Source organism: Streptomyces roseoviridis, assembly GCF_039535235.1.
GTDB classification, from domain to species: domain Bacteria; phylum Actinomycetota; class Actinomycetes; order Streptomycetales; family Streptomycetaceae; genus Streptomyces; species Streptomyces roseoviridis.
Genome location: NZ_BAAAWU010000001.1, coordinates 4083282 through 4108411, shown reverse-complemented (window position 1 = coordinate 4108411; position 25130 = coordinate 4083282). Strand labels below are relative to the sequence as shown.

Here is a 25130-nt window from a genome sequence, read left to right as displayed (position 1 = left end):
ACGGACAGTCCCACCTGACCGAAAGGCCAGCCGTAGCCTGTCCCCCATGGAAGCCACCGCCGAATTCGTCCCCGAACTCGTCCCTGAACCCGTCCCCGAGCTCTCCCCCGGGACCGCCTCCGAACCTCCCGCCGCGCCCGCCGCACCCACCGCACCCGCCCGCGAGCTCAGCGCCGAACACGCCACCGTGCAGGCTCTGTTAGCGGTCCACGACATCATCCGGCAGCCGCTGGGCGAGATCCTGCCCCGGCTCTCCCAAACCCTTGCCCCGCTGATCCCGCACCTGGCCGCCGCGGAGCTGTCGACGCACTGCGCCCACTCCCCCTTCAAGCGGACCGGCGACCCCGGCCTGCCGTTCACGGCCGCCGAACTCACCCCGCTGCTCGCCGCCGGAATCCCCGGCCGGCCGTGGCAGGGGCGCGCCACCGTGGGCGGGACCGAGCGCGCGGTGATCGCGGTACGGAGCGACGCCACGCCCCGCGGCTCGGTCCTGGTCCTCGTACGGGAGGACGGTGCCGCGCCGGCCGCAGCGGCCGAACTCGCCGTCGCCCAGGCACTGTGGGATCTGGTGACCAGCCACTTCGACCGGTTCGCGAGCGAGGCGGTGCCCGGTGCGCTGGCCCGTGCGCGGGCGGCCGCGGACACCCGGGCAAGGGTCACCGCCGAGCTGACCACCGCGCACGCCGCCGCGCTCTCCGGTCTGCTCGGGGTGCTCCGCAGCCGCGCCCTGGACGACTCCTCGGCCCGTGCGACCGCCACCGACCTGGCCGTGTCGGCGCTGATCGACCTGCGGGCCGAGTCCGAGCGGGACCGCTCGGTCGCCGAGGAACCCCTCTTCGAGGCGTTCGCCCGGCTCGCGGACGCGCTGCGCCCCATGCTGCGGCACAGCCCCGTACACCTCGAACTCGGCCCGCCGGACGGCCCGGAGGCCACCCGCACCCTCCCGGCCGACGTGGCCCACGGCGCCCGCGCGATCGTCCGCGCGCTGCTCCTGGTGGTCCTGGAGCAGGAGGGGGTGTCCCGGGTGCGCGTGGGCTGGTCGCTGACCGAGAACGAACTGCGCGCGACGGTAAGGGACGACGGCCCCGGCCTCCTCGACAGCTGCCCGTTGGGCGCGGGCAGCGTCACCGACCGCCTGGAGGTGCTCGGCGGGCGCCTCGACCTGGACGCGGTGCCCGGCTGGGGCACCACCATCACCGCGACCGTCCCCCTGTCCACGCCCGAACCGCCGGCCTCGGCCATGGACCCGCTGAGCGAGCTCGGCGAGCGCGAGCTGGAGGTCCTCACCCACCTGGCCCTCGGTCACCGCAACCGGCAGATCGCGCAGGAGCTGCACATCAGCGAGTCCACGGTGAAGTTCCACGTGGCGAACATCCTGCACAAGCTCGGCGTCGGCTCACGCGGCGAGGCGGCGGCCCTGTTCCACCGGGCGGCGTAGCCGGCGGGTGGCGCGGGCGGTGACAGACACGGCCGGTGGCAGACACGGCCGGTAGGGGCCACGGCCGGTAGGGCCACGGCCGCCGTGCGCAGCCGGTGCGGCCCAGCCGGTGCGGCCCAGCCGACGGGAAGCAGCCGGTAGGGGCGCGGGCGGCCGACGGCACGGCCGACGGGCGCAGCCGACAGGGACCGGAGCCGGCCAGGACCGCAACCGACAGGGACGCGGCCGGGACAAGGGCCCAGCGGTCCTCCCCGTCCGGCCGGGGCAAGGGTCCAGCGGCCCTCCCGTCCGGCCGGGGCCGCGTCTCACGTGCGCTGTCAGTGGCGGGTGCCAGACTCGCACCCGTGAACGAAAGGTGGGCTCTCGCGCCCGAGCCGGAGGGCGACGGGGCGCTGCTCGTCGCCCTCGGCGGCGACGGGCGGCCCGTCGGGGAGGTGCGGCGGGAGCCCGATCTGGTGGCGGCCGTGCGGGCGCGGCCGGACGTCACCCGGTGGGTGTGGCGCGCCACCTCCGAGGTGTATCCGCGGCTGCTCGACGCGGGGGTGCGGGTGGAACGGTGCTACGACGTGGAGGTGGCCGAGCAGCTGCTCCTCGGCCATGAGGGGCGCCTCGGCGAGCCCCGTTCCGCCGCCGCGGCCTGGGCCCGGCTGCGGCACGAGCCGGTGCCGCCCGACCCGCTGCCGAGGGCCGCCGAGCCGAGAGCCCAGGACTCCCTCTTCGAGCCGGCGCTCACCGCCGCGCCCCTGTCCTTCGACGCCCTGATCCAGGTGTACGCGGAGCAGCAGCGCCGGCACGACCGCGCGGAGCACCCGGGCCGGATGCGGCTCCTGACCGCCGCCGAGTCGGCCGGCATGCTGGTCGCCGCCGAGATGCACCGGGCCGGGCTGCCCTGGCGGGCCGACGTGCACCGGGAGGTGCTGCACGGCCTGCTGGGCGAGCGGTACGCGGGCGGCGGCGAGCCGCGCCGCCTCGCGGAGCTGGCGGACGAGGTGTCGGCCGCGTTCGGCCGGCGGGTGCGGCCCGACCTGCCCGCCGACGTGGTGAGGGCCTTCGCGCAGGCCGGGATCCGGTTGCGGTCGACCCGGCGCTGGGAGCTCGAGGAGATCGACCACCCGGCGGTCGCGCCCCTCGTCGCATACAAGCAGCTGTACCGGATCTGGACCGCGCACGGCTGGTCCTGGCTCCAGGACTGGGTGCGCGACGGGCGCTTCCGCCCCGAGTACCTGCCCGGCGGGACGGTGAGCGGCCGCTGGACCACCAACGGCGGCGGGGCGCTGCAGATCCCCAAGGTGATCCGGCAGGCCGTGGTCGCCGACCCGGGCTGGCGGCTCGTCGTCGCCGACGCCGACCAGATGGAGCCCCGGGTACTGGCCGCGATCTCCCGCGATCCGGGCCTCATGGAGGTCGCCGGGCACCCCGACGACCTGTACACCCGCCTGTCCGACCGAGCCTTCTCCGGCGACCGCGCGCACGCCAAGCTGGCGCTGCTCGGCGCGATCTACGGGCAGACCAGCGGCGACGGACTGAAGAACCTGGCCGCGCTGCGGCGCCGCTTCCCGCGCGCGGTGGCGTACGTGGACGACGCGGCCAGGGCCGGCGAGGAGGGCCGGCTCGTCCGCACCTGGCTCGGCCGGACCAGCCCGCGGGCGGTGGGCGCGGACGACGACGGAGAGGCGGGCCTCCCGCAGGCCGGCGGTGGCGACGCCGTGCCCGGGGACGGCGCCGACGGCCCGGACGGATACGTGCCGGGGTACGCGTCGACCGACGCCCGCGCCCGGGGCCGCTTCACGCGCAACTTCGTCGTCCAGGGAAGCGCCGCCGACTGGGCCCTGCTGATGCTGGCGGCCCTGCGCCGGGCCACCGTCGGCCTGCGGGCCGAGCTGGTCTTCTTCCAGCACGACGAGGTGATCGTGCACTGCCCGGCAGAGGAGGCCGAGGCGGTCGCGGAGGCGATCCGCGCGGCGGGCGACGAAGCGGGTCGGATCGCGTTCGGGGAGACGCCGGTGCGGTTCCCGTTCACGACGGCGACGGTCGAGCGCTACTCGGACGCGAAGTGACGCCCGCGACGCCTCGCCGCCGCGCGGCTGCACCGGCGACCGGCCCTACTTCTTCATCAGCGCCCGCCACTTCGGGCTGAGCGCGATCGCCTTCAGCTGGTCGGTGGTGAGGGCCGGTTCGGCACGGGTGGCCGCCTCGTGCTGGGCGCCGGCGTTGAAGGCGGAGACCACGACACGCAGGCCGTCCTTGGCCAGCGTGTCGGCGCTCCACCAGACGACGCCCTTGCCGCCCTTCTCGCCGGCCTCCTTCGACACCTTCACCCGGGTCTCGTCGGCGGTGAACTCGACGTCACCGTCGCTGAAGAGCTCATTCCGGATGTCGTCCATGGCGGGCTGGACGTTGATCTGGACGAAGCTCCGGCCCTTGCCGTCGTCGACGACGAGATAGGCGTATCCCTCCTGGCCGCCCTGATCGACGACCCGGAGGTCCTGCCCCTTGGGCAGCAGCGAGCGGAGGGTCGACCGGATGACGGTGGCGCCGGGTGCCGGCGGCGGGCCGGCCTGGGAGGAGCCGGGCCACTGCGGCACGGGCTCCGGGAGCTGCTTCAGGAGCGGACGCCAGCCCTCCGCCAGGACCAGGGCCCTCAGCTGCGCCGGGTCGAAGGGCGGATTCGGCCGGCTGACCGGGGAGTCCTTCTGGGTCGCCGCGTTCCACTCGCTCACGTCGATGAGGAAGCCGTCCTCGGTGAGCAGCACGGCCCGCCAGTTCTTGGTCTCCACGCGCCTGTCCGGGTACTCGTAGCCCTGGAGGATCATGAGCCGCCCGATGCCGACCATGCGCTCGGTGGTGCAGTCGTCGTGCGGGACCAGTGCCTCGTTCGGACAGGTCACCTGACCCCGGCCCGATTCCTCGGTGTCGCCCGCCCGATAGAGCCCCACGGAGACACCCGCCTTCCCCTCGCCGTCGTCGTACACGCCGGTGACCGACTGCCCGACGCCGTCGGCGTCGTCGATCTGCCAGGTGCCGGCCGGGGTGTTCGCCTTGAGGACGGCGGCGAGGTCGGCGACGGGGATCCCGGCGTTCGCCGACGGGTCCTGGGTGGCGGCGGTCGGCTTCCCGCCCGCGGTCGGCTTCGGGCCGGCGACGGAGACCGTGTCGACGCCGTCACCGGCACCCAGGAGGGCGCCTCCGGAGACCCCGCCGACGCCGATCGCCGCGAGGGCGAGGGCACCGCCGACCAGGGCGAAGCGGCGGCGCCGGACCCGGCGGCGGCCGCGGGCGAGGCCGCCGGTGACCAGATCGCGGCGGTCGTCGGCCTCGAAGCCCGCTCCGGTGCGGCGCAGGACGGCGCCCAGTTCCTCCTCGAATCGTCCGTTCGTCACGTCGTGCTCTTCGCGCTGGGGCATGGCGGGATCACGTCTCCGGTCATCAGGTCGGGGAAGGAAGGATCAGGGGTGGTGGTGCGGGGCCGCCGGTCGCGTCGGCCCGGTCAGCGGGTGGCGAAGGCGGCGAGGCTGCCGCCGAGCCGCTCGCGCAGCTTCGCCAGGGCGCGCACCGAGCGGGTGCGGACGGCCGCGGAGCTGACGTGCAGCGCGTCCGCGGTCTCCTCGACGCTGCGGTCCTCCCAGTACCGCAGGACCACGACCGCCCGGTCCTTGGGCGCGAGGCCCGCGAGTGCGTCGAGCAGGGCGATGCGCAGGGCCGGGTCGTCGCCGGTCTCGGGAAGCCGGTCGGGCAGCTCGCCGAGGGGGCGTTCGGTGGCCGAGCGGCGCCTCTGGTGGCTGAGGAAGGTCCGTACGAGCACGGTCTGCGCGTAGCCCGCCGGGTTTCCGATACGGGCCATCCGCCCCCACAGGGCGTACATCCGGCCCAGCGTCTCCTGCACCAGGTCTTCGGCGAGGTGGACGTCGCCGCTGGTCAGAAGGCACGCCGAGCGGAACAGATGCCCCGATCGGGCGGAGGCGAACTCCAGGAACTCGTCCGCGCGGGACGCTCTCATGTCCCTCCCCTCCGTCGCTGTCACGAGTTCGCTCGCGTCACCCGTCCGGTTCCCCGGGCGCCGTGCCGGCCTGGCCGGCCTGTCGGCCTGCCGGCGGCCTCTTGGCGACGCGCTTACACCTCACTGACGCGACGGCCGGCGGGAAATGTTTCACATCGTTTCGCCCGCGATCCCGCGGGTCCCCGTCCGCGGTCGCCAATCCACGGCAACCCGCAGGAGCAAATAGGCAGAAACGGGGTAATCCTGATGTATGAAGACTTTCCTTGTGGGTTCCACTCAGGTCAGCACGGCGGCGGGTGTCTGGCAGTCAGGACTCGCCCAGGTCGTCGGCGGTCTCATCGTGGTGGCCGTCCTCATCGGTGCCTTCGTGCTCGGGTTCAGGATCATGAAGAAGGAGCTTCCCCCACCCGATCCCGAGTCGCAGCCGCAGCGGCCCGACACCGGTCAGCTGCCCGGTGAGGTCTCGGAATACCGCCGTCCGGCGGAGATGCCCCGGACCGACGGCGAGCACCGGCTCATGCCGTACCAGCTGAAGGACGCCGGCACCGAGACCTCGCCCGAGCCGCCGAGCGAGGAGAAGCGCAAGTGGGGCGGCATCTCCAGCGGCGGCTTCGGCAGCGGCGGCACGGGCCACGGCGACTGACCGGGTGAGCGCGCCGTGCTCACCCGGAGCGCCGAAGAGCACCGGACGCGGCTGAGGTCGGTCGCGTACCGGCTGCTCGGCACGTACGAAGAGGCCGACGAGGCCCTGCGGGCGGCCGCGGCCCGGTCGGCCGACGCCGACACGCGGGAGGCGGACCGGGACGCCGTCGCCCGCGTCTGCCTGGAGCGGCTGCACCTGCGCGAGTCGCGGCACGGGCGAGAGGACCCGGCCGACCGTGCCGCCGCGCACCCCGATGCGGCGCGGCACCGCCCGGACGGCCCCGAGGAGCCGGAGGCGGCCGCCCTCGACGCCCTGCCGCCCACCGAACGGGTCGTCTTCGTGCTGCACGACGCCTTCGCGGTCCCGTACGAGGAGATCGCCCCGGTCGTCGACCTCACCCCGGCGGGCGCGCGACAACTCGTCGCGCGGGCACGACGCAGAGTGGAGGGCACGGAGGAGCTGCCGGTGCCGGACGGCCTCGACGGGCCGGACCTGCGACCGCTGGAAGGCGACGACCGACACCACCGGTAGACGCCCGCCCCGCCCGGCCCACCCTGCCCTGCCCCACGACCCACCCTGCCCTGCCCCGTCCGGCGGACGACTCCGCCCGCCCCGGCCCGACCGACGCCACCCCCGCCGACGTCCGGCACGCGTCCGCATCCCTGTCCGGCCCGCGCGCGCCCTCGTCCGGGCCCCTCGTCTACTCGGCGGACGCCCGCAGACCGACCATGTTGCCGTCCGCGTCCTTGACCGTGGCGATCTGCAGGCCGCCGCCCACTTCCTGCACGTCCTGCACCAGCTCCGCCCCCGCGGCGAGCAGCGCCTGGAGCGTGCCGCGCAGGTCGTCGACGTCCCAGAAGGCGACGGCCCCGGTCAGGCCCTTGCCGTACCCGTTGGGGTCGAGACCGAAGTGCTGGCCGTCGACGTCGTAGCCGACGTAGTACGGCGCGTCCACGCTGGGCCCGGTCCCGAGCAGGGCCGTGAACAGGGCCTTGGACCGCTCCAGGTCCCTCACCGGGTAGATCACCGTGTTCATGGTCATGACGTGCTCCTCGGGGTGCGGGTGACGGGAGGTCTTCCCAGTCATGCCCCGCGGCCCGCCCGGAGTGCGGTGATCCGCCCCGTACGTGCTCCGTCCGGGCGAACCGGCGCTCCCCGGAACACCTGGAGTCGGAGCAGACGCCGGAGCCACCGCCGTGGGAAACCGGGAGCCACCGCCGAAGTCGGGAGCCACCGCCGTGGGAAACCGGGAGCCACCGCCGCAAGCCGGGAGCCACCGCCGAAGCCGCAGGCCGCCGCAAGCCGGGAGCCTCCGCCGAAGCCGCAGGCCGCCGCAAGCCGGGAGCCACCGCCGTGGCGAACCGGAACCCGCCGCCGTGAGGGACCGGGAGCTGCCGCCGGAAGCCTCAGGCCGGCGCAGCCGCAGGAACGCCGGCCCTCAGCCGCCGTTCACGTCCTCGGGCGGCCCGCCCACGACCCGCCCGGCCCGCTCGGCGGCGTGCGCCGGCGGCTGGATGCCGGCCGCCAGGAGCGGGAGGTGGCCGGGGGTCACTCGTACGTGGTGCAGAGCCGCCGAGGGGCGCCGGCCGGACGCCGTGGGGCCGTAGGGTCGGTGGACACGGCATGGGATCGACGGAGCCAGGGGTAGAGGACGGACATGGGCAACTCGGTGATCGACGCGCGCTCCGACGGGCAGGGACCGGACGACACTTCCTCCGACGAGGCGGTCGCCGCCGGGAAGCGGCAGAAGCCGAAGCGGCCGTTCTGGGTGGAGCTGCCGATCCTCGCGTGCGTGGCGCTCGGTCTGGCGTTCCTGATCAAGACCTTCCTGCTCCAGGCGTTCCTGATCCCGTCGGGCTCCATGCAGAACGCGCTCCAGGAGAACGACCGCGTCCTGGTCGACAAGCTCACCCCCTGGTTCGGCTCGGAACCGGCGCGTGGGGAGGTCGTGGTCTTCCGGGACCCGGCCGGCTGGCTCGCCGGGAACCCGGTGCAGGAGCCCAACACGGCACAGAAGTTCCTGAGCTTCGTGGGGCTGATGCCGGCCGCCGGGGAGCAACACCTGATCAAGCGGGTGATCGGCGTGGCCGGTGACACCGTCGAGTGCGCGGGCGCGGGCCCGCTGAAGGTGAACGGCAAGCCGCTCACCGAGCCGTACGTCTACCCCGGCAACACGGCGTGCAGCACGGACCCCAGCGGCCAGTTCAAGGTCACGGTGCCCAGCGGCAGCCTCTGGGTGATGGGCGACCACCGGCAGAGCTCGCTGGACTCCCGCTACCACCAGAACGACACCCACGGCGGCATGGTCCCCGCCTCGGACGTCGTGGGCCGCGCCGTGGTGGTCGCCTGGCCGATCAGCCACTGGGCGACCCTGCCCGTCCCGGACACCTTCGACCAGCCGGGCCTCGCACCGACCCGGTGAGGTGCGGGGCAGCGCCCCGCACCTGGCTCACCCCTCGGGCGCGGGCCCTACCCGAACACCAACTCGGCGAGCTCCTCCAGCCAGTACCGCACCCGGTGCCACCGGGTGCAGAACCGCTTCGGCCGCCCCCACCGCCGCTCCCCGAGCGGCCGGTGGCACTGCTTGCACCGTCTCGTACGCGTCTGCCGTTCCCCCATGGCCGCGACTCTAGCGCCCCCGCCCGACCAGGCAGAACGGCGGCGGACCGGCCTGATCCGGGCAACGGAGAAGGCCCGGTCGGACAATGTCCGACCGGGCCTTCTTCCGAGCCGCCTTCGGGATTCGAACCCGAGACCTACGCATTACGAGTGCGTTGCTCTGGCCAACTGAGCTAAGGCGGCAAGCCGTGCGGTCCCATGGTGGGTGCAGCAGCGTCGCCAAGTCTACACAGTTTCCGGGAGTGCTCCGACCACCCCCGGAAGGGGGCCGTCCAGGGGCTATGAGCAGCGCTTTCCGTCCTTCGGGGCGATGCCTTCCAGGAGGTAGGCGTTGATCGCCGTGTCGACGCAGTCGCTGCCCCGGCCGTACGCGGTGTGGCCGTCGCCGTCATAGGTGAGGAGGAGGCCGGAGGAGAGCTGCTCGGCGAGGGCGCGGGCCCACTTGTAGGGGGTCGCGGGGTCGCGGGTGGTGCCGACGACGACGATCGGCGGGGCGCCCTCGGCGGTGATGCGGTGGGGGCGGCCGGTGGCCGGGGTCGGCCAGTAGGTGCAGTTCAGGGCGGCCCAGGCGAGGTTGCGGCCGAACACCGGGGAAGCCTTCTCGAAGGAGGGCACCGCCCGCTCGACCGCCGCGGGGCCCGTGAACGCGGGCGGCAGGTCCAGGCAGTTCACGGCCGCGTTCGCGAACATCAGGTTGGCGTAGGAGCCGTCCGCCTCCCGCTCGTAGTACGTGTCGGCCAGGGCGAGCAGCGCCGAACCCTCGCCGCCCATCGCCCGGGTCAGCGCCTCCCGCAGCTGCGGCCAGGCGGCCTCGTCGTACATGGCGGTGATCACCCCGGTGGTGGCGAGGGACTCGCCCAGCTTCCGGCTCCCGTCCGTCGGCACCGGCTTGGCGTCCACCTCCCGGAAGAAGCGCTTCAGGTGGGCGAGGGCCGCCGGGACGGACTCCGTGCCCAGGGGGCAGTCGGTCTTCTTCACGCAGTCCGCGGCGAAGGCGTTGACCGCCGTCTCGAAGCCGGCGGTCTGGTCCCGGTTCAGCTGCTCGGCGCTCAGGGAGGGGTCCATCGCCCCGTCGAGGACGAGCCGCCCGGCCCGCTCGGGGAACAGCTCGGCGTACGTGGCCCCGAGGAAGGTGCCGTACGAGGCGCCCACGTACGTCAGCTTCTCGTCGCCGAGGACCGCCCGCACGATGTCCATGTCACGCGCCGCCGCCACGGTGGAGACGTGCGGCAGCACCTTGCCCGAGCGCTTCTCGCAGCCGGCCGCGAACTGCTTGAAGGAGCTTTCCAGAGCGGTCCGCTCGGCCGCGTCGTCGGGCGTCACGTCGACCTGCGTGTACGCGTCCATCTCCGGACCCGTCAGGCACTCGACCGGCGCGCTGCGCGCCACGCCGCGCGGGTCGACGCCCACGATGTCGTAGCGCGCCCGCACCGGGGCCGGGTAGCCGATGCCGGCGAAACCCTGGACGTAACCGACCGCCGAACCGCCCGGCCCGCCCGGGTTCACCAGGAGCGAGCCGAGCCGCTTGCCGGGACCGGTGGCCCTCGACCGGGAGACGGCGAGCTCGACCTCGTCGGCGCCGGGCTTCGCGTAGTCGAGCGGCACCCGCACCGTGGCGCACTGGAAGTCGGCGACGCCGCAGTCCCGCCAGCTCACCTTCTGCGCGTAGTACCGCGCCAGGGCGGCCTGGGCGGCCGGCTCCCCCGAGACGGCGGACCGGCTCGACGAGGGCGCGGCGGCGCCGCTCCCGCTCGTACAGCCGGAGAGGACGAGGCCACCGACCGCGAGGGCGGTGGCGGAGATGCGGAGCAGGCGCCTGGAGTCCATCCCCGGAGCGTATCCGGACGGGTACGGAACGTGTCCAATCGGGTCCTGTGGACAACCCGGCCCCTGTGGAATACCGGGGCTCGCGGAACCGGGCCTACCGACCGGGGGGAAGAACGACCGGGGGAGAACAGCGGAGGGAAGAGACGAGCGGGGGCGAGCGGCCCCCACGGCCTCGCGGTCGGCCGGGACTCCTCGGCCCTGGCGAGGCCCGGCCTCCGGCCACGTCCGCCCTGCCGAGTCCCGACCCCGGTCAGCCCCGCAGGGCCATCGCCATCGCCTCCACCGCCAGCAGCGGCGCCACGTTCCGGTCGAGGGCCTCGCGGCAGGCCAGCACGGCCTCGATGCGGCGCAGGGTGCGCTCGGGGGTGGAGTCCCGGGCGACCTGCTCCAGGGCGTCCCGCACGTCCTCGTTCGCCAGCGGGGTCCTCGCGCGGAGCTGGAGCGCGAGCACGTCGCGGTAGAAGCCGGTCAGGTCGGTGAGCGCGAGGTCGAGACTGTCGCGCTGGGTGCGCGTGCGGCGGCGCTTCTGCCGCTCCTCCAGCTCCTTCATCGCCCCGGCCGTGCCCCGCGGCATCCGGCCGCCCTGGGCCGCGCCGAGCGCCGTCTTCAGGTCCTCGGTCTCCTTGACGTCGACGTCCTCCGCGGCCTGCTTGGCGTCCTCGGCGGCCGCGTCGATCAGCTCCTGCGCCGCCCGCAGACCGGCTCCGACGTCCCCGACCCGCAGCGGGAGCTTCAGCACCACGGCACGGCGGGCCCGGGCCCGCTCGTCGGTGGCGAGCCGGCGGGCGCGGTCGATGTGCCCCTGGGTGGCCCGCGCAGCCGCGTGCGCCGCCTCCGGCTCGACGCCGTCGCGGCGGATCAGCACGTCGGCGACGGCCTGCACGGAGGGTGTGGTCAGGGTGAGGTGCCGGCAGCGGGAGCGGATGGTGGGCAGCACGTCCTCCAGGGACGGCGCGCACAGCAGCCACACCGTCCGCGGCGCGGGCTCCTCCACGGCCTTCAGGAGCACGTTGGCCGCGCCCTCGGTCAGCCGGTCGGCGTCCTCCAGGACGATGACCTGCCAGCGGCCGACGGCGGGCGACAGCTGGGCCCGCCGGACCAGGTCACGGGTCTCCTTCACGCCGATGGAGAGCAGGTCCGTGCGGACCACCTCGACATCGGCGTGGGTCCCGATGAGGGCCGTGTGGCAACCGTCGCAGAACCCGCAGCCGGGTGCGCCGCCGAGCGCCCGGTCGGGGCTCACGCACTGCAGAGCCGCCGCGAACGCCCGCGCCGCCGTGTCCCGACCGGACCCGGGGGGCCCGGTGAACAGCCAGGCGTGCGTCATCTTCGACGCGTCGGGAGCGGGCTCGCCGGCGGCCTGCGCGGTCACGAGGGCGTCGGCGTCGCGCGCGGCGGCGGCCAGCTGCTCCTCGACCCGCGGCTGCCCCACGAGGTCGTCCCATACGGCCATGTCTGCTGCCCCTCCTCAGGTACGCCTCCCATTGTGGGGCACCGCACCGACAGTGCCGTCGACGGCGACGAACGGGAGGAGGGTCCGGGTCCGGCTGCGGGTGCGGATTCGGGTCCGGGTTCGCATCCGGGTCCGGGTCGGGGTCCGGGTCCGGGTCCGGGTCCGGGTCCGGGTCCGGGTCGGGGTCCGGGTCCGGACCCAGGTCCCGAGTCCGGGCCCCGGGCGCAGCCCCCCGGCGTAGACCGGGCCACCGGCCGGACCGGGCCACCGGCTGGACCGGCCACCGGCCACCGCTACGGCCCGGGACCGACGGCCGGACACCGGGCGGCGGGCACCCGGCCCCGGCCACCGGCCACCGGCTGACGGCCACCGGCCGACGGCGGGCGCCCGGGCCGGGCGCCCGCCTGACGTCAGCGCCGGCGCCGGCGGTCGTCCTCCCCGTCGTCCCCGAACGAACCGAGCAGTTCATCGGCGAGGGTCGGCAGGTCGTCGAGCGGGGTCTCCTCGGCCCAGTCCGAGCGGCGCCGCGGCCTGCCGTGCTCGTCGAGCTGGGGCAGCTCCCGGGTGCGGTCGTTGGCGTCGGCGGTCCCCTCGGTCCGGTCGTCCTTGTCCCCGTCGCGCTCGTCGCGGAAGAAGTCCTTCGGCACCCGGTCGGCGGGGTCGGAGTTCCGTACGGGAGGGAGCACGGCGGTCTCGTCGACGTCCCGCACCAGCGGCAGCACCGCCGTCTCCTCGGCGTCCCGGATCCGCGGGATGACCGTGGTGTCCTCGTCGAGCCTGACGACCGGGGTGGGCACGGTGACCTCGTTCGGGGACACGGTGGGCGTGTCGTCGGATGCGCCCGTGCCGGTCTTCGAGGCGCCCGGCTGCCGCGGGTCGGCCTTCCCGGAACCGGCCTTGCCCGGGTCCGACGTGCCGCGGCCGGGCTTCCCCGGACCCGGCTTCCCGGCGCCCGGCTCCACCCTGTCCGGCTCCACCCTGTCCGGCTCCACCGTGTCCGGCTTCACGATCGGCGTCGTCACCGTGACCTCGTTGGCCGACTGCTCCAGCGTCCGCGCCTCGGCGGCCCTGCGCTCGGCCTCCGCCTTCTCCGCGGCTGCCTTCTCCTCCGCCTCGCGGGCGGCCTGTGCCGCCGCCTGCTCGGCCGCCGCCTTCTCCGCGGCGGCCTTGCGGGCGGCTTCCTCCGCCGCCTTGCGGGCCGCCTCCTCGGCCGCCTTCGCGGCCGCGGCCTCGGCGAGCCGGCGAGCCTCCTCGGCGCGGATCAGCGCCTCCTCGGCCTTGCGCTGCTTCTCACGGCGGCGCTCCTCGGCCTCGGCCCGCAGCCGGGCCTCCTCCTCGGCCTGCTTGCGGCGCCGGGCCTCCTCCTCGCGACGAGCCTTCTCCTCGGCCTCGCGCCGCCTGCGCTCCTCCTCGGCGGCGATCCGGGCCTCCTCGGCGCGCTGCCGGGCCTCCTCCGCCTGGCGCTCGGCCTCCAGGCGGCGGGCCTCTTCCTCCTCGCGCCGCTTGCGCTCCTCCTCCTCGGCACGGAGCCTGGCGAGCTGTTCCTGGCGCTCGCGCTCCAGGCGCTCCTCCTCGGCCTTGCGGGCGGCCTCTTCCTCCGCCTTGCGCCGGGCTTCCTCCTCGGCCTTGCGGCGGGCCTCCTCCTGGGCCTTCACCTCGGCCTCGGAGAGCGGCAGCATCCGGTCGAGACGGTGGCGCACGACGGTGGTGACGGCCTCCGGCTCCTGGCCGGCGTCGACGACGAGGTAGCGGCCGGGGTCGCCGGCGGCGAGTGCGAGGAAACCGGCCCGTACGCGCGCGTGGAACTCGGGCGGCTCGGACTCCAGCCGGTCCGGGGCCTCGGTGAAGCGCTCGCGGGCCGTCTCCGGGGAGACGTCGAGCAGCACGGTCAGGTGCGGGACGAGGCCACCGGTCGCCCAGCGGTTGATGCGGGCGATCTCGGTCGGGGACAGATCGCGGCCGGCGCCCTGGTAGGCGACGGACGAGTCGATGTACCGGTCCGAGATCACGACCGCCCCGCGCTCCAGGGCGGGCCGGACCAGCGAGTCGACGTGCTCGGCGCGATCGGCCGCGTACAGCAGCGCCTCGGCGCGGTTGGACAGTCCGGCGCTGGAGACGTCGAGCAGGATCGACCGGAGCCGCTTGCCGACCGGGGTGGCGCCGGGCTCGCGGGTGACGACCACCTCGTGCCCCTTGGCGCGGATCCACTCGGCGAGCGCCTGGACCTGCGTGGACTTGCCGGCGCCGTCGCCGCCCTCCAGGGCGATGAAGAAGCCGGTCGCCGACGGGGTCTGGGCCGGGTCGGCGCCGCGCAGCGCGTCGCGCAGGTCGCGGCGGAGCGGGACGCCCGCCCGGTCGTCGGTCTTGGCGAGGACGAACGCGGCCACGGGCAGGAGCAGTGCGCCGACCAGCATCAGCGTGAAGGCGGCGCCGCCGTGGGCGAAGACGAAGCTGCCGGAGGCGAGCCGGTGCCGGCCGATGCCGGCGGCGAACAGCGGGGCGCCGAGCGCGCCGATGCCGACGGCGACGCGGACGACGGCCTGCAGGTGGGCGGTGACGCGGGCCCTGCGGGTCTCCTCGGTCTCCTGGTCGATCAGGCCGTGGCCGGTGCGGGCGGCGACACCGGCGGCGTAACCGGCGAGCGCGGCGAGCGCGAGCACGGTCGCGGTGTCCGGCACCAGGCCCATCGCCAGCAGCGCCACACCGGTGACGGTGAGCGCGAGGGCGAGCAGCCGGCGCCGGGAGAGGACGGTGAGGACCGATCCGGCGGTGCGGATGCCGATCGCGGTGGCGCCGCTGAGCGCGAGGATCAGCAGGGCGTACGTGACGGGGCCGCCGTCCAGGTCGACGGCGTGGAGCACGGCGACGGACGCGGCCGCGGCGATGGCGGCGGCCACGGTCGCGCAGGCCAGGACGAGCAGCCCGAGCGCGCCGGTGCGGCCCTTCTCCGCGGGGAGCCTGAGGCCCTCCAGGGGCGAACGGGGGCGCGGGGTGCGGTCGCCGGGCAGCTCGAGGAACCACAGGACGGAGACGGAGGCGGCGAAGAGTCCGGCGGCGGCGTAGGAGCCGAGGGCGGCCTGGTGCCGGCCGAACCAGTCGATGCCGCTGCCGAGCAGGTTGCCGACCAGCGTCGCGAGGAGCAGGACGCCGGCTGCGGCCGGCACCGACAGGAAGCCGGTGCGCAGGCTGAGGGTGCGCAGGGCGCCCAGGTGGTCGGGCAGCGGCCGGACGGCGGCGCCCTCGACCGGCGGGGCGGGCAGCAGCGCGGGGGCGGCGCTCTCCTTGGCGATCGTCCACACGCGTTCGGCGGCGCCGGTGACGAAGACGGTGCCCAGGAGGCAGGCGAGGGCGCCGTCGGGTGTCCAGTCGATCCACAGGGGGGCGACGACGAGCAGCGCGAGCCGCAGCCCGTCGGCGCCGATCATGGTCCAGCGGCGGTCGAGCGGGCCGCCGGGGGCGATCAGTGTGGTGAGCGGGCCGAGCAGCACGGCGCCGAAGAGGACGGTGGCGACCATCCGCGCGGCGATCACGGTGGCCACGGCCAGCGCGGCGCCCCGGTACCCGCCGCCGAGGGCTCCGGCGGCGACGGCCGCCTGGAGTCCGAGCAGGACGAGGACGAGGAGGGCGAGGGCGTCGCCCGTGCCGCCGACGAGCTGGGCGCTCCACAGCCTCCGCAGGGGCTGGTGGCGCAAGAGGGCCCGTACGGCACGCTCCCGGGAATCGGCGACGAGTGCGGCGTCGGTGTCTGGCTGCTCTGCTCGCGTCATCCGTCCACCCTATCCGGACGCCCTTGCTCCCTGCGGCGCCCGCCCGAACAAACAGACGGGGGGTGCGGACCCTGAGGTCCGCACCCCCCGTGCTGTCGGGAAGGTCACTCCGGTTCGGCGGCGGGTGCCGTCATTCCGACGGTGCGCCGGCCGTCTTCTTCGCGGCGGTGGTCTTCTTGGCCGCCGTCTTCGTCGCGGTCTTCGCCGTGGTGGTCTTGGCGGCCGTGGTCTTCTTCGCGGCCGTCTTCTTGGCGGTGGTGGTGGTCTTCTTCGCCGCCGTCTTCTTGGCGGCGGTCTTCTTCGCCGGCGCCTTCTTGGCCGTCTTCTTCGCCGGGCCCTTGGCCCGCTTCTCGGCGAGCAGCTCGTAGCCGCGCTCGGGCGTGATCGTCTCCACGCTGTCGCCGGTGCGCAGGGTGGCGTTGGTCTCGCCGTCGGTCACGTACGGGCCGAAGCGGCCGTCCTTGACGACCACGGGCTTCTCGCTGACGGGGTCGGTGCCGAGCTCCTTCAGCGGGGGCTTGGCGGCGGCGCGGCCACGCTGCTTGGGCTGGGCGTAGATCGCCAGCGCCTCCTCCAGCGTGATCGTGAACAGCTGGTCCTCGCTGGTGAGCGAGCGCGAGTCCGTGCCCTTCTTCAGGTACGGGCCGTAGCGGCCGTTCTGCGCGGTGATCTCGACGCCCTCGGGGTCGGTGCCGACGACCCGGGGCAGCGACATCAGCTTGAGCGCCTCCTCCAGGGTCACCGTGTCGATGGACATCGACTTGAAGAGGGAGGCGGTGCGCGGCTTGACCGCGTTCTTGCCGGTCTTCGGGGTGTCCTCGGGGAGGATCTCCGTCACGTACGGGCCGTAGCGGCCGTCCTTGGCGACGATCATGTTGCCGCTGACGGGGTCCTTGCCCAGCTCGAAGTCGCCGCTGGGCTTGGCGAGCAGTTCCTCGGCGTACTCGACGGTCAGCTCGTCGGGAGCCAGGTCCTCGGGGACGTCGGTGCGCTGGTGGCCTTCCTGGTCCTTCTCGCCGCGCTCGACGTACGGGCCGTAGCGGCCGACGCGGAGCACGATGCCGTTGCCGACGGGGAAGGAGGAGATCTCCCGGGCGTCGATGGCGCCGAGGTCGGTGACCAGCTCCTTCAGTCCGCCGAGGTGGTCGCCGTCGCCGTTGCCGGCGTCCGCGGCGCCGCCCTGCGCCTCCGCGGAGCCGCCCTCACCGAAGTAGAAACGCTTCAGCCACGGAACGGCCTGGGCCTCGCCGCGCGCGATGCGGTCGAGGTCGTCCTCCATCCTGGCGGTGAAGTCGTAGTCGACGAGCCGCCCGAAGTGCTTCTCCAGGAGGTTGACGACGGCGAAGGAGAGGAACGACGGCACGAGCGCCGTCCCCTTCTTGAAGACGTAGCCGCGGTCGAGGATGGTGCCGATGATCGAGGCGTATGTCGACGGGCGGCCGATCTCGCGCTCTTCCAGCTCCTTGACCAGGCTGGCCTCGGTGTAGCGGGCCGGCGGCTTGGTGGCGTGGCCGTCGGCGGTGATCTCCTCGGCGGCCAGCGCGTCGCCCTCGGCGACCTGCGGCAGGCGCCGCTCGCGGTCGTCGAGCTCGGCGTTCGGGTCGTCGGCGCCCTCCACGTAGGCCTTCATGAAGCCGTGGAAGGTGATCGTCTTGCCGGAGGCCGAGAACTCGGCGTCGCGGCCGTCGGCGGCCGTGCCGCCGATCTTCACGGTGACCGAGTTGCCGGTCGCGTCCTTCATCTGGGAGGCGACGGTCCGCTTCCAGATGAGTTCGTAGAGCTTGAACTGGTCGCCGGTCAGACCGGTCTCCGCCGGGGTGCGGAAACGATCACCCGAAGGCCGGATCGCCTCGTGCGCCTCCTGGGCGTTCTTGACCTTGCCGGCGTAGACGCGGGGCTGCTCCGGCAGGTACTCGGCGCCGTACAGCTGCGTGACCTGCGCCCGGGCCGCGGCCACGGCGGTCTCGGACAGCACGGTGGAGTCCGTACGCATGTAGGTGATGAAGCCGTTCTCGTACAGCTTCTGCGCCACCTGCATGGTCGCCTTCGCACCGAAGCCGAGCTTGCGGCTGGCCTCCTGCTGGAGGGTGGTGGTGCGGAAGGGGGCGTACGGGGAGCGGCGGTACGGCTTCGACTCGACCGAGCGGACGGTGAAGCGGGTGTCGGCGAGGGAGGCGGCCAGTGCGCGGGCCTTCTCCTCGTCGAGGTGGAGGATGTTCGCGGTCTTCAGCTGTCCGTCGGCGCCGAAGTCACGGCCCTGGGCGACCCGCTTGCCGTCGACCGTCGCGAGCCGCGCGACCAGCGAGGACGGGTCGGACGGGTCACCGGCGCGGCCGGTGGAGAAGGTGCCGGTGAGGTCCCAGTACTCGGCGGAGCGGAAGGCGATGCGCTCTCGCTCGCGCTCGACGACGAGCCGGGTGGCGACGGACTGGACGCGGCCGGCGGACAGGCCGCGCATGACCTTCTTCCACAGGACCGGCGAGACCTCGTAGCCGTAGAGGCGGTCGAGGATGCGGCGGGTCTCCTGGGCGTCGACCATGCGCTTGTTGAGCTCGCGCGGGTTGCGCACGGCCTGCTGGATCGCGTCCTTGGTGATCTCGTGGAAGACCATCCGGTGGACCGGGACCTTGGGCTTCAGGACTTCCTGGAGGTGCCACGCGATGGCCTCGCCCTCGCGGTCCTCATCGGTGGCGAGGAAGAGCTCGTCGGACTCGGCGAGCAGCTCCTTGAGCTTCCTGACCTGCGCCTTCTTGTCGGCGTTGACGACATAGATGGGCTGGAAGTCGTGGTCGACGTCGACGCCGAGGCGGCGCACCTCGCCGGTGTACTTCTCCGGCACCTCGGCCGCGCCGCTCGGGAGGTCGCGGATGTGCCCGACGCTCGCCTCGACGACATAGCCGGGGCCGAGGTAGCCCTTGATCGTCTTCGCCTTGGCAGGCGACTCGACGATGACGAGTCGGCGGCCGCCCTGTGCGGTCTCGCTGGTCGGGGACAACTTCGCTCTTCTCTCCGGTCGACGCTCTCTGGCACGTACTGACTGCGTACGGACGGCGCAGCGTACGTACGGCGCTGGCACGCACGGCGGTGGCACGAACGGTGACACTGCCGTCGCTGCGGAGTGTGACGGTACAACCCGCCCCCGTGTCAAACGGCGAAAGCCCGCAACGGCCACTCGAACGGTAACCCGACTTCTGCCCTTCCTGCCGCCCGGACTCCCGGACGGGCGGGGCGTCGCTCCGGCCGGGCGTGCCTCACAGCCGCCCGAAGCACCAGATCCCGAGGAGGAGGAAGCAGGCCCCGAAGAGGGTGGTGAGCGCGACGGCGGCACGCGGCGCGACGCCGAGCGCGACGGGCTCGCCCTGCCGCGCCCGGACGCCGGTCCACAGCAGCAGCGCGGCTCCGAACAGCGTGAACGCCGCTCCCGCGAAGATCGCCGGCCCGCTCTCCATGCCCGTACCCCGTTCCGTCGCCCGTGGCTCTTCGGCCCCCGTAGCCGAGGCTGGCACCTCGCGGAGTCGTAGGGGCGAATTCCCGGTGAACGGCGCGGAGGGTCCCGAACGGTTTCACGAGGATGGCCGGTACTCCTGCCTCCTCCTCCCTTCTTTCGTCATATCGCTCACATCACGTCGCTGCTCGGATCACGTCGTCACTCCTCCCGTCGCTCACGTCAGGTCCCGCACGTCCCGCACGTCCCGTACGTCAGGTCCCGCACGCCCCGCAGGTCAGGTCCCGCAGGCCCCGCACCTCGCGTCCCTCACATGACGTCGAGCGTGGCGCGCCGCCTGCTCCCCCGCTCGAAGAGGGCGAGCAAGGTCACCGCGAGGACCGCGTAGCCCGCGCCCACCAGGAGCTCGGCGGCGAGCAGCCCCGCGTCGAGACCGTCGCCCGCGGTCAGCCGGCGCGCCGCGTCCGCCGCGTGGGTCAGCGGCAGCAGCTCGCCGGCGGTGCGCATCCACTCCGGCAGGGTCTCCCGGGGCACGGCGGCACCCGTCAGCAGGAGCAGCGTCGAACTCGCCACGTTCGACACCAGGAACACGTCCCGGAAACGCAGCCCGAGCGCCCCGAGGGCGAGCCCGAACGCCGAGCACGCGACGGCCCCGAGGAGCAGGACCAGGCCCAGGCCGGGCACCGCGCCCGGCGGCACGGGCAGATCGAGCACGGTCGCGGCGGCGGCGAGCACGAACGCGCTGATGAGCAGCCCGTTGAGCACGTACGGCAGAGCGCGACCCGCCCACAGCGGGACCCGGTGCCGGGGCGAGAGCAGGACGGCGCCCAGGGTGCCGTACCGGCGCTCGTTGGCGACGGCCATCGTCCCGCCGTACACGCAGGAGGCGGAAGCTGCGAGCACGGCGTTGCCGACGAGATGGAAACGGTCGTCGGCGACGCCGAGTTCCCGTCCGAGGTAGACGAAGAAGAAGACCTGGAGGAGCGGTCCGACCAGCAGAGTTCCGATGAACATCGGCGGGGTCGTCCAGTTGAACAGGGCGCGGTAGGAAAGGGCCCCGCCGATGAGCAGCAGCCGGGCGGAGCCGAGGAAGCGGAACATCTCCGGTGCCTTTCAGGCGAGGGCGAGGGTCGCGGCGGCGCGGGCCCGGCGCTCCACCCGGCCGAGGACGAGGACCGCCGCGAGGGCGTAACCGGACCCGAGCGCCACGGCGGCGAGCAGCGGGACCAGGACCTCTCCCGCGCCGGGTCCGCCGGAGGTCGCGGCGTGCACGGCCCGCGCGCCCCAGGTGGTGGGAAGCGCCCAGGACAGCGGGTGCGTCCAGGCGGGCAGCACGGTGATCGGGACCAGGAGTCCGGAGAGCAGCCAGACGGGTGTGTCCAGCGGGTTGGCCAGGGCGTTGGCGTTGCGCAGCAGGACGAAGGTGGCGGCGAGCAGCAGGCCCGTCATACCGAGGGCAAGGACGCAGACCGGCACCGCGAGGAGGAAGAGCAGCGGGTGCGCGAAGTCCAGGGGCACCCCGAAGAGGAGCACGCCCCACAGCACGGTCGCGCCCATCGCGTACGTGCCGATCACGGCCGTGGCCAGGGTGACCGGCAACAGCACCAGGGCGAGCGGGGTCGGGGCGACGACCAGGGTCTCCAGGGTGCCGAGCCAGCGCTGGTTCTGCACGGCGCCGCCCGAGCCGAAGAGCACCGAGCCCCAGATGCCCATGAGCCCGGCGCCCACGGACGCGGTGAGCAGCCGGTCCGGGTCACCGGCGGCGCGGAACAGGTGGACGGCGAGCGTCGCGTAGACGAGGGGGACGAGGACGGCGAAGGTGATCTCGATCGGCGAGCGCGACATGTACGAGACGTGGGTGCGCACCCCGACGACGACCAGCCGCAGCACACGGATCACGCCGGCACCTCCTGCGTCCCCGGGTGCTCCGGTCCGCGCGGCGCCGGCCCGGGCCACGCCGAGTCGGGCCGCGCTGGGCCGCGCCGCTCCGGGCCGGGTCCGTCGGCGTGGGACTCCCCCGGGCCGGGTCCGTCGGCGTGGGACTCCCCCGGGCCGGGTCCGTCGGCGTGGGACTCCTCCGGGCCGGCGCCGTCGGCTTCGGCCCGCTCCGCGTCCTCCACGATGGCGATGTAGGCGTCCTCCAGGGACGGTTCACGGCTGACGACCCGTCCGACGCGTACGCCGTCGAGTGCCGCCAGGACCGGGGCGTGCAGCTCGGCACCGCGGTCGGTCTGCACGGTCAGGGCCTGTGCGGTGCCGCGCTCCTCCACGGCCGCGCCCCGGACGCCGGGGATCCGCCGGATGCGTTCGAGCCGGTCCTCGCCCACGCCGTACGCCTCGATCTCCAGCACCGCCCGTTCCCCGACCCTGGACTTGAGGCTCTCGGGGGTGCCCAGGGCACGGATCCGGCCGCCCGTGACGACGGCGACGCGGTCGCACAGCTCGTCCGCCTCGGCCATGTAGTGGGTGGTGAGCAGCACGGTGGTACCGGCGGCGGCGAGATCTGCGACCGTACGGCGCAGGTCGCGGGCGGCGACCGGGTCGACGCCGACGGACGGCTCGTCGAGGAAGAGGACATCGGGGCGGTGCAGCAGCCCGCGGGCGATGTGCAGCCGCTGCCGCATGCCGCGCGAGTAGCCCTCGACCCGCTCCCGCTCGCGACCCGCCAGGCCGACCAGGTCGAGCAGTTCGGTGATCCTCCGCCTCTGGGCGCGGGCCTCGACGCCGTACAGCTCGGCGAAGTACCGCAGGTTGTCGAGAGCGCTGAGCCGGTCGTAGAGACCGCGGTCGCCGCCGAAGACGTACCCGATCCTCTTCCGTACGGCGACCGGGTCGCGGGCCACGTCGTGCCCGAACACCCGCGCCGTGCCGGAGGTCGGCAGCAGCAGGGTGTTGAGCATCTTGATGGTAGTGGTCTTCCCGGCGCCGTTGGGCCCGAGCAGGCCGAAGAGCTCGCCGGGCGCCACGTCGAAGGTGACCGCGCGGACGGCCTCGGTCTCGGTCCTGCGCGGCCGGAGCCAGCCGGTTCTGTGGGTGTAGGTGCGGCGCAGCGCGTCCGCCTCGATCGCAAGCATGGCGCGAAGCTAGGAGGGGCCGCGGGCACCGGCCATCGATTCGGCGGCCCCCGAATCCTCACGCGATCGCGCCCAGCACCCCTTCACCGGCGAGGAGGGCGAGCAGCGAACGCCCGGTGTCCGTCAGCTGGTAATAGACCGAGCGTCCCACCCGGTGGCGGGTGACGACGCCCGCGCCGGCCAGCAGGGACAGGTGCTCGGACACGGTGCTGGGCGCGAGGCCCAGCCGGTCGGCGAGCCCCTGCGTCGTCAGCGGTCCGCCCAGCTCCCTCAGCACGGCGGCCCGGCCCCGTCCCAGGAGCAGTCCGAGCCGGTCCTCGGCGACGGATGCGGCCCGCTCCGCGCCTTCGCGCAGGGCGGCCGCGCCCCGCGCCTGGAAGTTGACGGTCAGCACCTCGGGGTCGTCTGTCGAGTACAGCCGGCAGCCCTCGGCGAAGACCATCGGGACGAGGACGAGCCGCCGTTCACCCGCCGCGTACTCCGCCTCGACCCACTTCGTCAGTTCGAGCACAGGCCGCTGCCAGCGGACCCGCGCCTCCAGGCCGGTGAACAGGGCGTCGATGCCCTCGGTGGCGAACGTACGGGCCCGGACGAGGACTTCGTCCTCCACGAGCCGGCGCATGACCGGCCAGTACGGCGCGATGGCGCCCTCCCACCACGCCGCGTACGCGTCGGCGAGCGCCGCGCACGCCGCCTCCGGGTCCGTCAGATACGGGCGCAGGAAGGGGGCGTCCTCCAGCCCGGCGTAGCAGTCGGCGATCCGCGCGCGCACCAGCGCGGGGTCGGTGGCGCGCAGCAGGTCGAGCTCCTCGTACACGTCGGCGGTGCCAACGGGCCGGGGCAGCAGCACGTCGGACACCCCGGGCCGGTGGGCGAGCAGATCGCGCAGCGGCCGGAGCCGGTCGTCCTCGCGCCACACCTCGCGCGCCGGCCCCACCCATTCCTGGTACGGCCAGGACGGGTTGCGGGAGGGCAGGGCCAGGTGGAGGGCGCAGAAGGCGTCCCGCAGGGGGCTCATCGCGATCCGGGTGGCGCCGAGCGCCCCTTCGTCGAGCTCGATCCGTATCACCTCAACCGGTCTCCTCTCCGGTGACCGGCAGCAGGAAGCCCTCTTCGACCAGGAGCCGAATGGCCTGCGGGGTGCGGTCCCGCAGCAGGACCGGGTCCTCTCCGGTGAGCTGGCCGATGGCGTCGAGGATCCGCCCGGCGCTCAGAGAGCCGTCGCAAACGCCCGCGAACCCGGCGGCGACGTGGTCGACGCGGGTGGCTCGGCGCATCCCGCGGTTCTGCCGGAGGAGCACGTGCTCCGGGTCCTCGGCGCCGGGCAGGCCGACCTGCTCCTGCACGACCTCGGGCGCGAGGACGAAGCGGTCGGCGAGCAGGGCGGCGTCGTCGTGCGTGCGCAGGTAGTCCTGGCGCTCGAAGTGGGCCCGTACGGTGTCGCCGAGCGGCTGCTCGACGGGGTGCGGCCACTCCTCCAGGACGATCGACGGCTCGATCGCGCCGGAGGCTACGGCGGCGTTCTTCCGCAGGGTGATCCAGCCGAAGCCGATGCTCCTGGTCTTCCCGGCCTCGAACTCGTCGAGCCACCGCTCGTACGCCCGGCGGTACTCCTCCGGGTCGCCGCGGTGCTCACCGCTGTCGCGCAGCCACAGCTCGGTGTACTGGGTGACGTCCTGGACCTCGCGCTGCACGATCCAGGCGTCGCAGCCGCGCGGCACCCAGGAGCGCAGCCGGTCCTGCCAGTCCTCGCCCTCGACGTGCTGCCAGTTGGCGAGGAACTGGGCGTATCCGCCGTCGTTGAGCCGGTCGCCGGCCTGCTGCACGAGCGTGCGGCACAGGTCGTCGCCGCTCATGCCGCCGTCCCGGTAGGTGAGCCCGGTGCCGGGGGAGATCACGAACGGCGGGTTGGAGACGATCAGGTCGTACGTGTCCCCGTCGACCGGCTCGAAGAGCGAGCCGCGCAGCAGCTCGGCGCCGCGGGCGCCGGACAGGGCGAGGGTGAGCCGGGTGAAGTCCAGGGCGCGCGGGTTGAGGTCGGTGGCGGTGACCAGGGTGGCGTGCTGGGCGGCGTGCAGGGCCTGGATGCCGGAGCCGGTGCCGAGGTCGAGGGCGGTGGCGACGGGGGCGCGGACGGTGATGCCGGCGAGGGTGGTGGAGGCCCCGCCGACCCCGAGGACGACCCCTTCGTCCTTCTTGCCGATGCCACCGGCGCCGCCGACGGCGCAGCCGAGGTCGGAGACGATGAACCAGTCCTCGCCGTCCGGTCCGCCGTACGGCCGCACGTCGACCGTGGCGGACACCGTCTCGCCCTCGCGGACGAGCCAGCCGTCGGCGAGCGCCTCCTCCAGGGGCAGCGCGGCCGCGGCCCGTGCCTGCTCGACCGGCTGCTGGAGCAGGAAGAGGCGGACGAGGGTCTCCAGCGGGGAGTCCCCGCGGGTGGCCCGGAGCGCGGGCACGGTCTCGCTGCGGGCGAGGGCGGCATAGGCCTGCGCACCGAGCAGGTCGAGCAGGCCGTCGGCGGTGAAGTCGGCGGCGAGCAGCGCCTCGCGCAGTCGGGCGGCGTGCGTGGGCACCGGAAGGCTGGGGGTCGTGCTGGTCGTACTCACGTGCCCCATTGTGACGGCCACCACGGACAACGGCCGCCACCGACGAGCCGGTCTGTGGACAACCGGCGGCACCGGGGGCCGCCCTGTGGACAACGACTACCCGCACGGCGTGCGGCAGCCGGGCCGGGAGGTGGCTGCGGGCGGCGCCACGCCTGGGACGGGCCCGGGGCGGGCGGCGGCGGCAGGCGGCACCGCGCCTGCGGCGGGCCCGGGTCGGGCGGGGGCGGCAGGCGGCGCCGCGCCTGCGGCGGGCGGGCC

Annotated in this window: 19 protein-coding genes and 1 tRNA gene; 5 read left to right on the top strand and 15 right to left on the bottom strand. The window is 74.3% G+C overall.

What is annotated here, in order from left to right:
• The first annotated feature begins 46 nt into the window (after positions 1 to 46).
• Entirely contained in the window at positions 47 to 1438 is a 1392-nt protein-coding gene (locus ABD954_RS18615) for a LuxR C-terminal-related transcriptional regulator (RefSeq protein WP_345487165.1), read from the top strand.
• Positions 1439 to 1782: 344 nt separating this feature from the next.
• On the top strand, positions 1783 to 3495 hold the full coding sequence (locus ABD954_RS18610) for a bifunctional 3'-5' exonuclease/DNA polymerase (protein WP_345487164.1): 1713 nt from the start codon (positions 1783 to 1785) through the stop codon (positions 3493 to 3495).
• A 45-nt stretch (positions 3496 to 3540) separates the two neighbouring features.
• On the opposite strand, the gene ABD954_RS18605 is transcribed toward ABD954_RS18610, so the two are convergent.
• Both ABD954_RS18605 and ABD954_RS18600 read right to left on the bottom strand, forming a co-directional pair.
• The gene (locus tag ABD954_RS18605) at positions 3541 to 4818 is read right to left on the bottom strand and encodes a hypothetical protein (protein WP_345487163.1); all 1278 of its coding nucleotides are present in this window, start codon (positions 4816 to 4818) and stop codon (positions 3541 to 3543) included.
• Positions 4819 to 4925: 107 nt separating this feature from the next.
• A complete protein-coding gene (locus ABD954_RS18600; RefSeq protein WP_345487162.1) occupies positions 4926 to 5435 on the bottom strand; it encodes a SigE family RNA polymerase sigma factor in 510 nt (169 codons plus the stop codon).
• Positions 5436 to 5685: 250 nt separating this feature from the next.
• Here ABD954_RS18600 and ABD954_RS18595 point away from each other — a divergent pair, with 250 nt between their 5' ends.
• Positions 5686 to 6078 (top strand): DUF6479 family protein, encoded by a 393-nt coding sequence (locus ABD954_RS18595; RefSeq protein ID WP_345487161.1) that lies wholly within the window; start codon positions 5686 to 5688, stop codon positions 6076 to 6078.
• A gap of 15 nt (positions 6079 to 6093) precedes the next feature.
• Entirely contained in the window at positions 6094 to 6609 is a 516-nt protein-coding gene (locus tag ABD954_RS18590) for a sigma factor-like helix-turn-helix DNA-binding protein (protein ID WP_345487160.1), read from the top strand.
• A 169-nt stretch (positions 6610 to 6778) separates the two neighbouring features.
• On the opposite strand, the gene ABD954_RS18585 is transcribed toward ABD954_RS18590, so the two are convergent.
• Positions 6779 to 7120: a VOC family protein gene (locus ABD954_RS18585; protein WP_345487159.1), complete on the bottom strand. Its 342-nt coding sequence runs from the start codon at positions 7118 to 7120 to the stop codon at positions 6779 to 6781.
• A 615-nt stretch (positions 7121 to 7735) separates the two neighbouring features.
• On the opposite strand from ABD954_RS18585, the gene lepB reads away from it, so the two are divergent.
• Complete coding sequence (lepB, locus tag ABD954_RS18580; RefSeq protein ID WP_345487158.1) at positions 7736 to 8500, top strand: signal peptidase I; 765 nt, start codon at positions 7736 to 7738, stop codon at positions 8498 to 8500.
• Between the two features lie 47 nt (positions 8501 to 8547).
• Here lepB and ABD954_RS18575 read toward each other — a convergent pair whose 3' ends face one another.
• The 12 genes from ABD954_RS18575 to ABD954_RS18520 all read right to left on the bottom strand — a co-directional run bounded on the left by ABD954_RS18575 (position 8548) and on the right by ABD954_RS18520 (position 24881).
• Positions 8548 to 8697, bottom strand: coding sequence for a hypothetical protein (locus tag ABD954_RS18575; RefSeq protein WP_345487157.1), 150 nt, complete (start codon positions 8695 to 8697; stop codon positions 8548 to 8550).
• A gap of 109 nt (positions 8698 to 8806) precedes the next feature.
• Positions 8807 to 8880 (bottom strand) — tRNA-Thr (locus tag ABD954_RS18570).
• A gap of 96 nt (positions 8881 to 8976) precedes the next feature.
• A complete protein-coding gene (locus ABD954_RS18565; protein ID WP_345487156.1) occupies positions 8977 to 10524 on the bottom strand; it encodes an alpha/beta hydrolase in 1548 nt (515 codons plus the stop codon).
• A gap of 250 nt (positions 10525 to 10774) precedes the next feature.
• Positions 10775 to 11977 carry a DNA polymerase III subunit delta' gene (locus ABD954_RS18560; protein ID WP_345487155.1) on the bottom strand — a complete coding sequence of 401 codons (1203 nt, stop codon included), beginning with the start codon at positions 11975 to 11977 and terminating at the stop codon, positions 10775 to 10777.
• Positions 11978 to 12387: 410 nt separating this feature from the next.
• Positions 12388 to 15744 (bottom strand): dTMP kinase, encoded by a 3357-nt coding sequence (gene tmk, locus ABD954_RS18555; RefSeq protein WP_345487153.1) that lies wholly within the window; start codon positions 15742 to 15744, stop codon positions 12388 to 12390.
• Between the two features lie 130 nt (positions 15745 to 15874).
• Positions 15875 to 18739, bottom strand: a complete 2865-nt coding sequence (gene topA / locus ABD954_RS18550) for a type I DNA topoisomerase (RefSeq protein ID WP_345487152.1) — start codon at positions 18737 to 18739, stop codon at positions 15875 to 15877.
• A gap of 256 nt (positions 18740 to 18995) precedes the next feature.
• Positions 18996 to 19193 carry a hypothetical protein gene (locus ABD954_RS18545; protein ID WP_345487151.1) on the bottom strand — a complete coding sequence of 66 codons (198 nt, stop codon included), beginning with the start codon at positions 19191 to 19193 and terminating at the stop codon, positions 18996 to 18998.
• Between the two features lie 305 nt (positions 19194 to 19498).
• Positions 19499 to 20290 (bottom strand): ABC transporter permease, encoded by a 792-nt coding sequence (locus ABD954_RS18540; protein WP_345487150.1) that lies wholly within the window; start codon positions 20288 to 20290, stop codon positions 19499 to 19501.
• Positions 20291 to 20302: 12 nt separating this feature from the next.
• Entirely contained in the window at positions 20303 to 21088 is a 786-nt protein-coding gene (locus tag ABD954_RS18535) for an ABC transporter permease (protein ID WP_345487149.1), read from the bottom strand.
• Positions 21085 to 22263 carry an ABC transporter ATP-binding protein gene (locus ABD954_RS18530; RefSeq protein WP_345487148.1) on the bottom strand — a complete coding sequence of 393 codons (1179 nt, stop codon included), beginning with the start codon at positions 22261 to 22263 and terminating at the stop codon, positions 21085 to 21087. The genes ABD954_RS18535 and ABD954_RS18530 overlap by 4 nt, the downstream gene beginning before the upstream one ends.
• A gap of 58 nt (positions 22264 to 22321) precedes the next feature.
• Entirely contained in the window at positions 22322 to 23332 is a 1011-nt protein-coding gene (locus ABD954_RS18525) for an ArsR/SmtB family transcription factor (protein WP_345487147.1), read from the bottom strand.
• A gap of 1 nt (position 23333) precedes the next feature.
• Entirely contained in the window at positions 23334 to 24881 is a 1548-nt protein-coding gene (locus ABD954_RS18520) for a DUF7059 domain-containing protein (RefSeq protein WP_345487146.1), read from the bottom strand.
• Positions 24882 to 25130: the final 249 nt, after the last annotated feature.

Coding starts and splice junctions, on each gene's coding strand:
- tmk (WP_345487153.1), bottom strand. CDS start 15,744: ATGACGCGAGCAGAGCAGCCAGACACCGACGCCGCACTCGTCGCCGAT.
- lepB (WP_345487158.1), top strand. CDS start 7,736: ATGGGCAACTCGGTGATCGACGCGCGCTCCGACGGGCAGGGACCGGAC.
- ABD954_RS18545 (WP_345487151.1), bottom strand. CDS start 19,193: ATGGAGAGCGGGCCGGCGATCTTCGCGGGAGCGGCGTTCACGCTGTTC.
- ABD954_RS18585 (WP_345487159.1), bottom strand. CDS start 7,120: ATGACCATGAACACGGTGATCTACCCGGTGAGGGACCTGGAGCGGTCC.
- ABD954_RS18595 (WP_345487161.1), top strand. CDS start 5,686: ATGAAGACTTTCCTTGTGGGTTCCACTCAGGTCAGCACGGCGGCGGGT.
- ABD954_RS18565 (WP_345487156.1), bottom strand. CDS start 10,524: ATGGACTCCAGGCGCCTGCTCCGCATCTCCGCCACCGCCCTCGCGGTC.
- ABD954_RS18560 (WP_345487155.1), bottom strand. CDS start 11,977: ATGGCCGTATGGGACGACCTCGTGGGGCAGCCGCGGGTCGAGGAGCAG.
- ABD954_RS18540 (WP_345487150.1), bottom strand. CDS start 20,290: ATGTTCCGCTTCCTCGGCTCCGCCCGGCTGCTGCTCATCGGCGGGGCC.
- ABD954_RS18615 (WP_345487165.1), top strand. CDS start 47: ATGGAAGCCACCGCCGAATTCGTCCCCGAACTCGTCCCTGAACCCGTC.
- ABD954_RS18520 (WP_345487146.1), bottom strand. CDS start 24,881: ATGGGGCACGTGAGTACGACCAGCACGACCCCCAGCCTTCCGGTGCCC.
- ABD954_RS18600 (WP_345487162.1), bottom strand. CDS start 5,435: ATGAGAGCGTCCCGCGCGGACGAGTTCCTGGAGTTCGCCTCCGCCCGA.
- ABD954_RS18575 (WP_345487157.1), bottom strand. CDS start 8,697: ATGGGGGAACGGCAGACGCGTACGAGACGGTGCAAGCAGTGCCACCGG.
- ABD954_RS18530 (WP_345487148.1), bottom strand. CDS start 22,263: ATGCTTGCGATCGAGGCGGACGCGCTGCGCCGCACCTACACCCACAGA.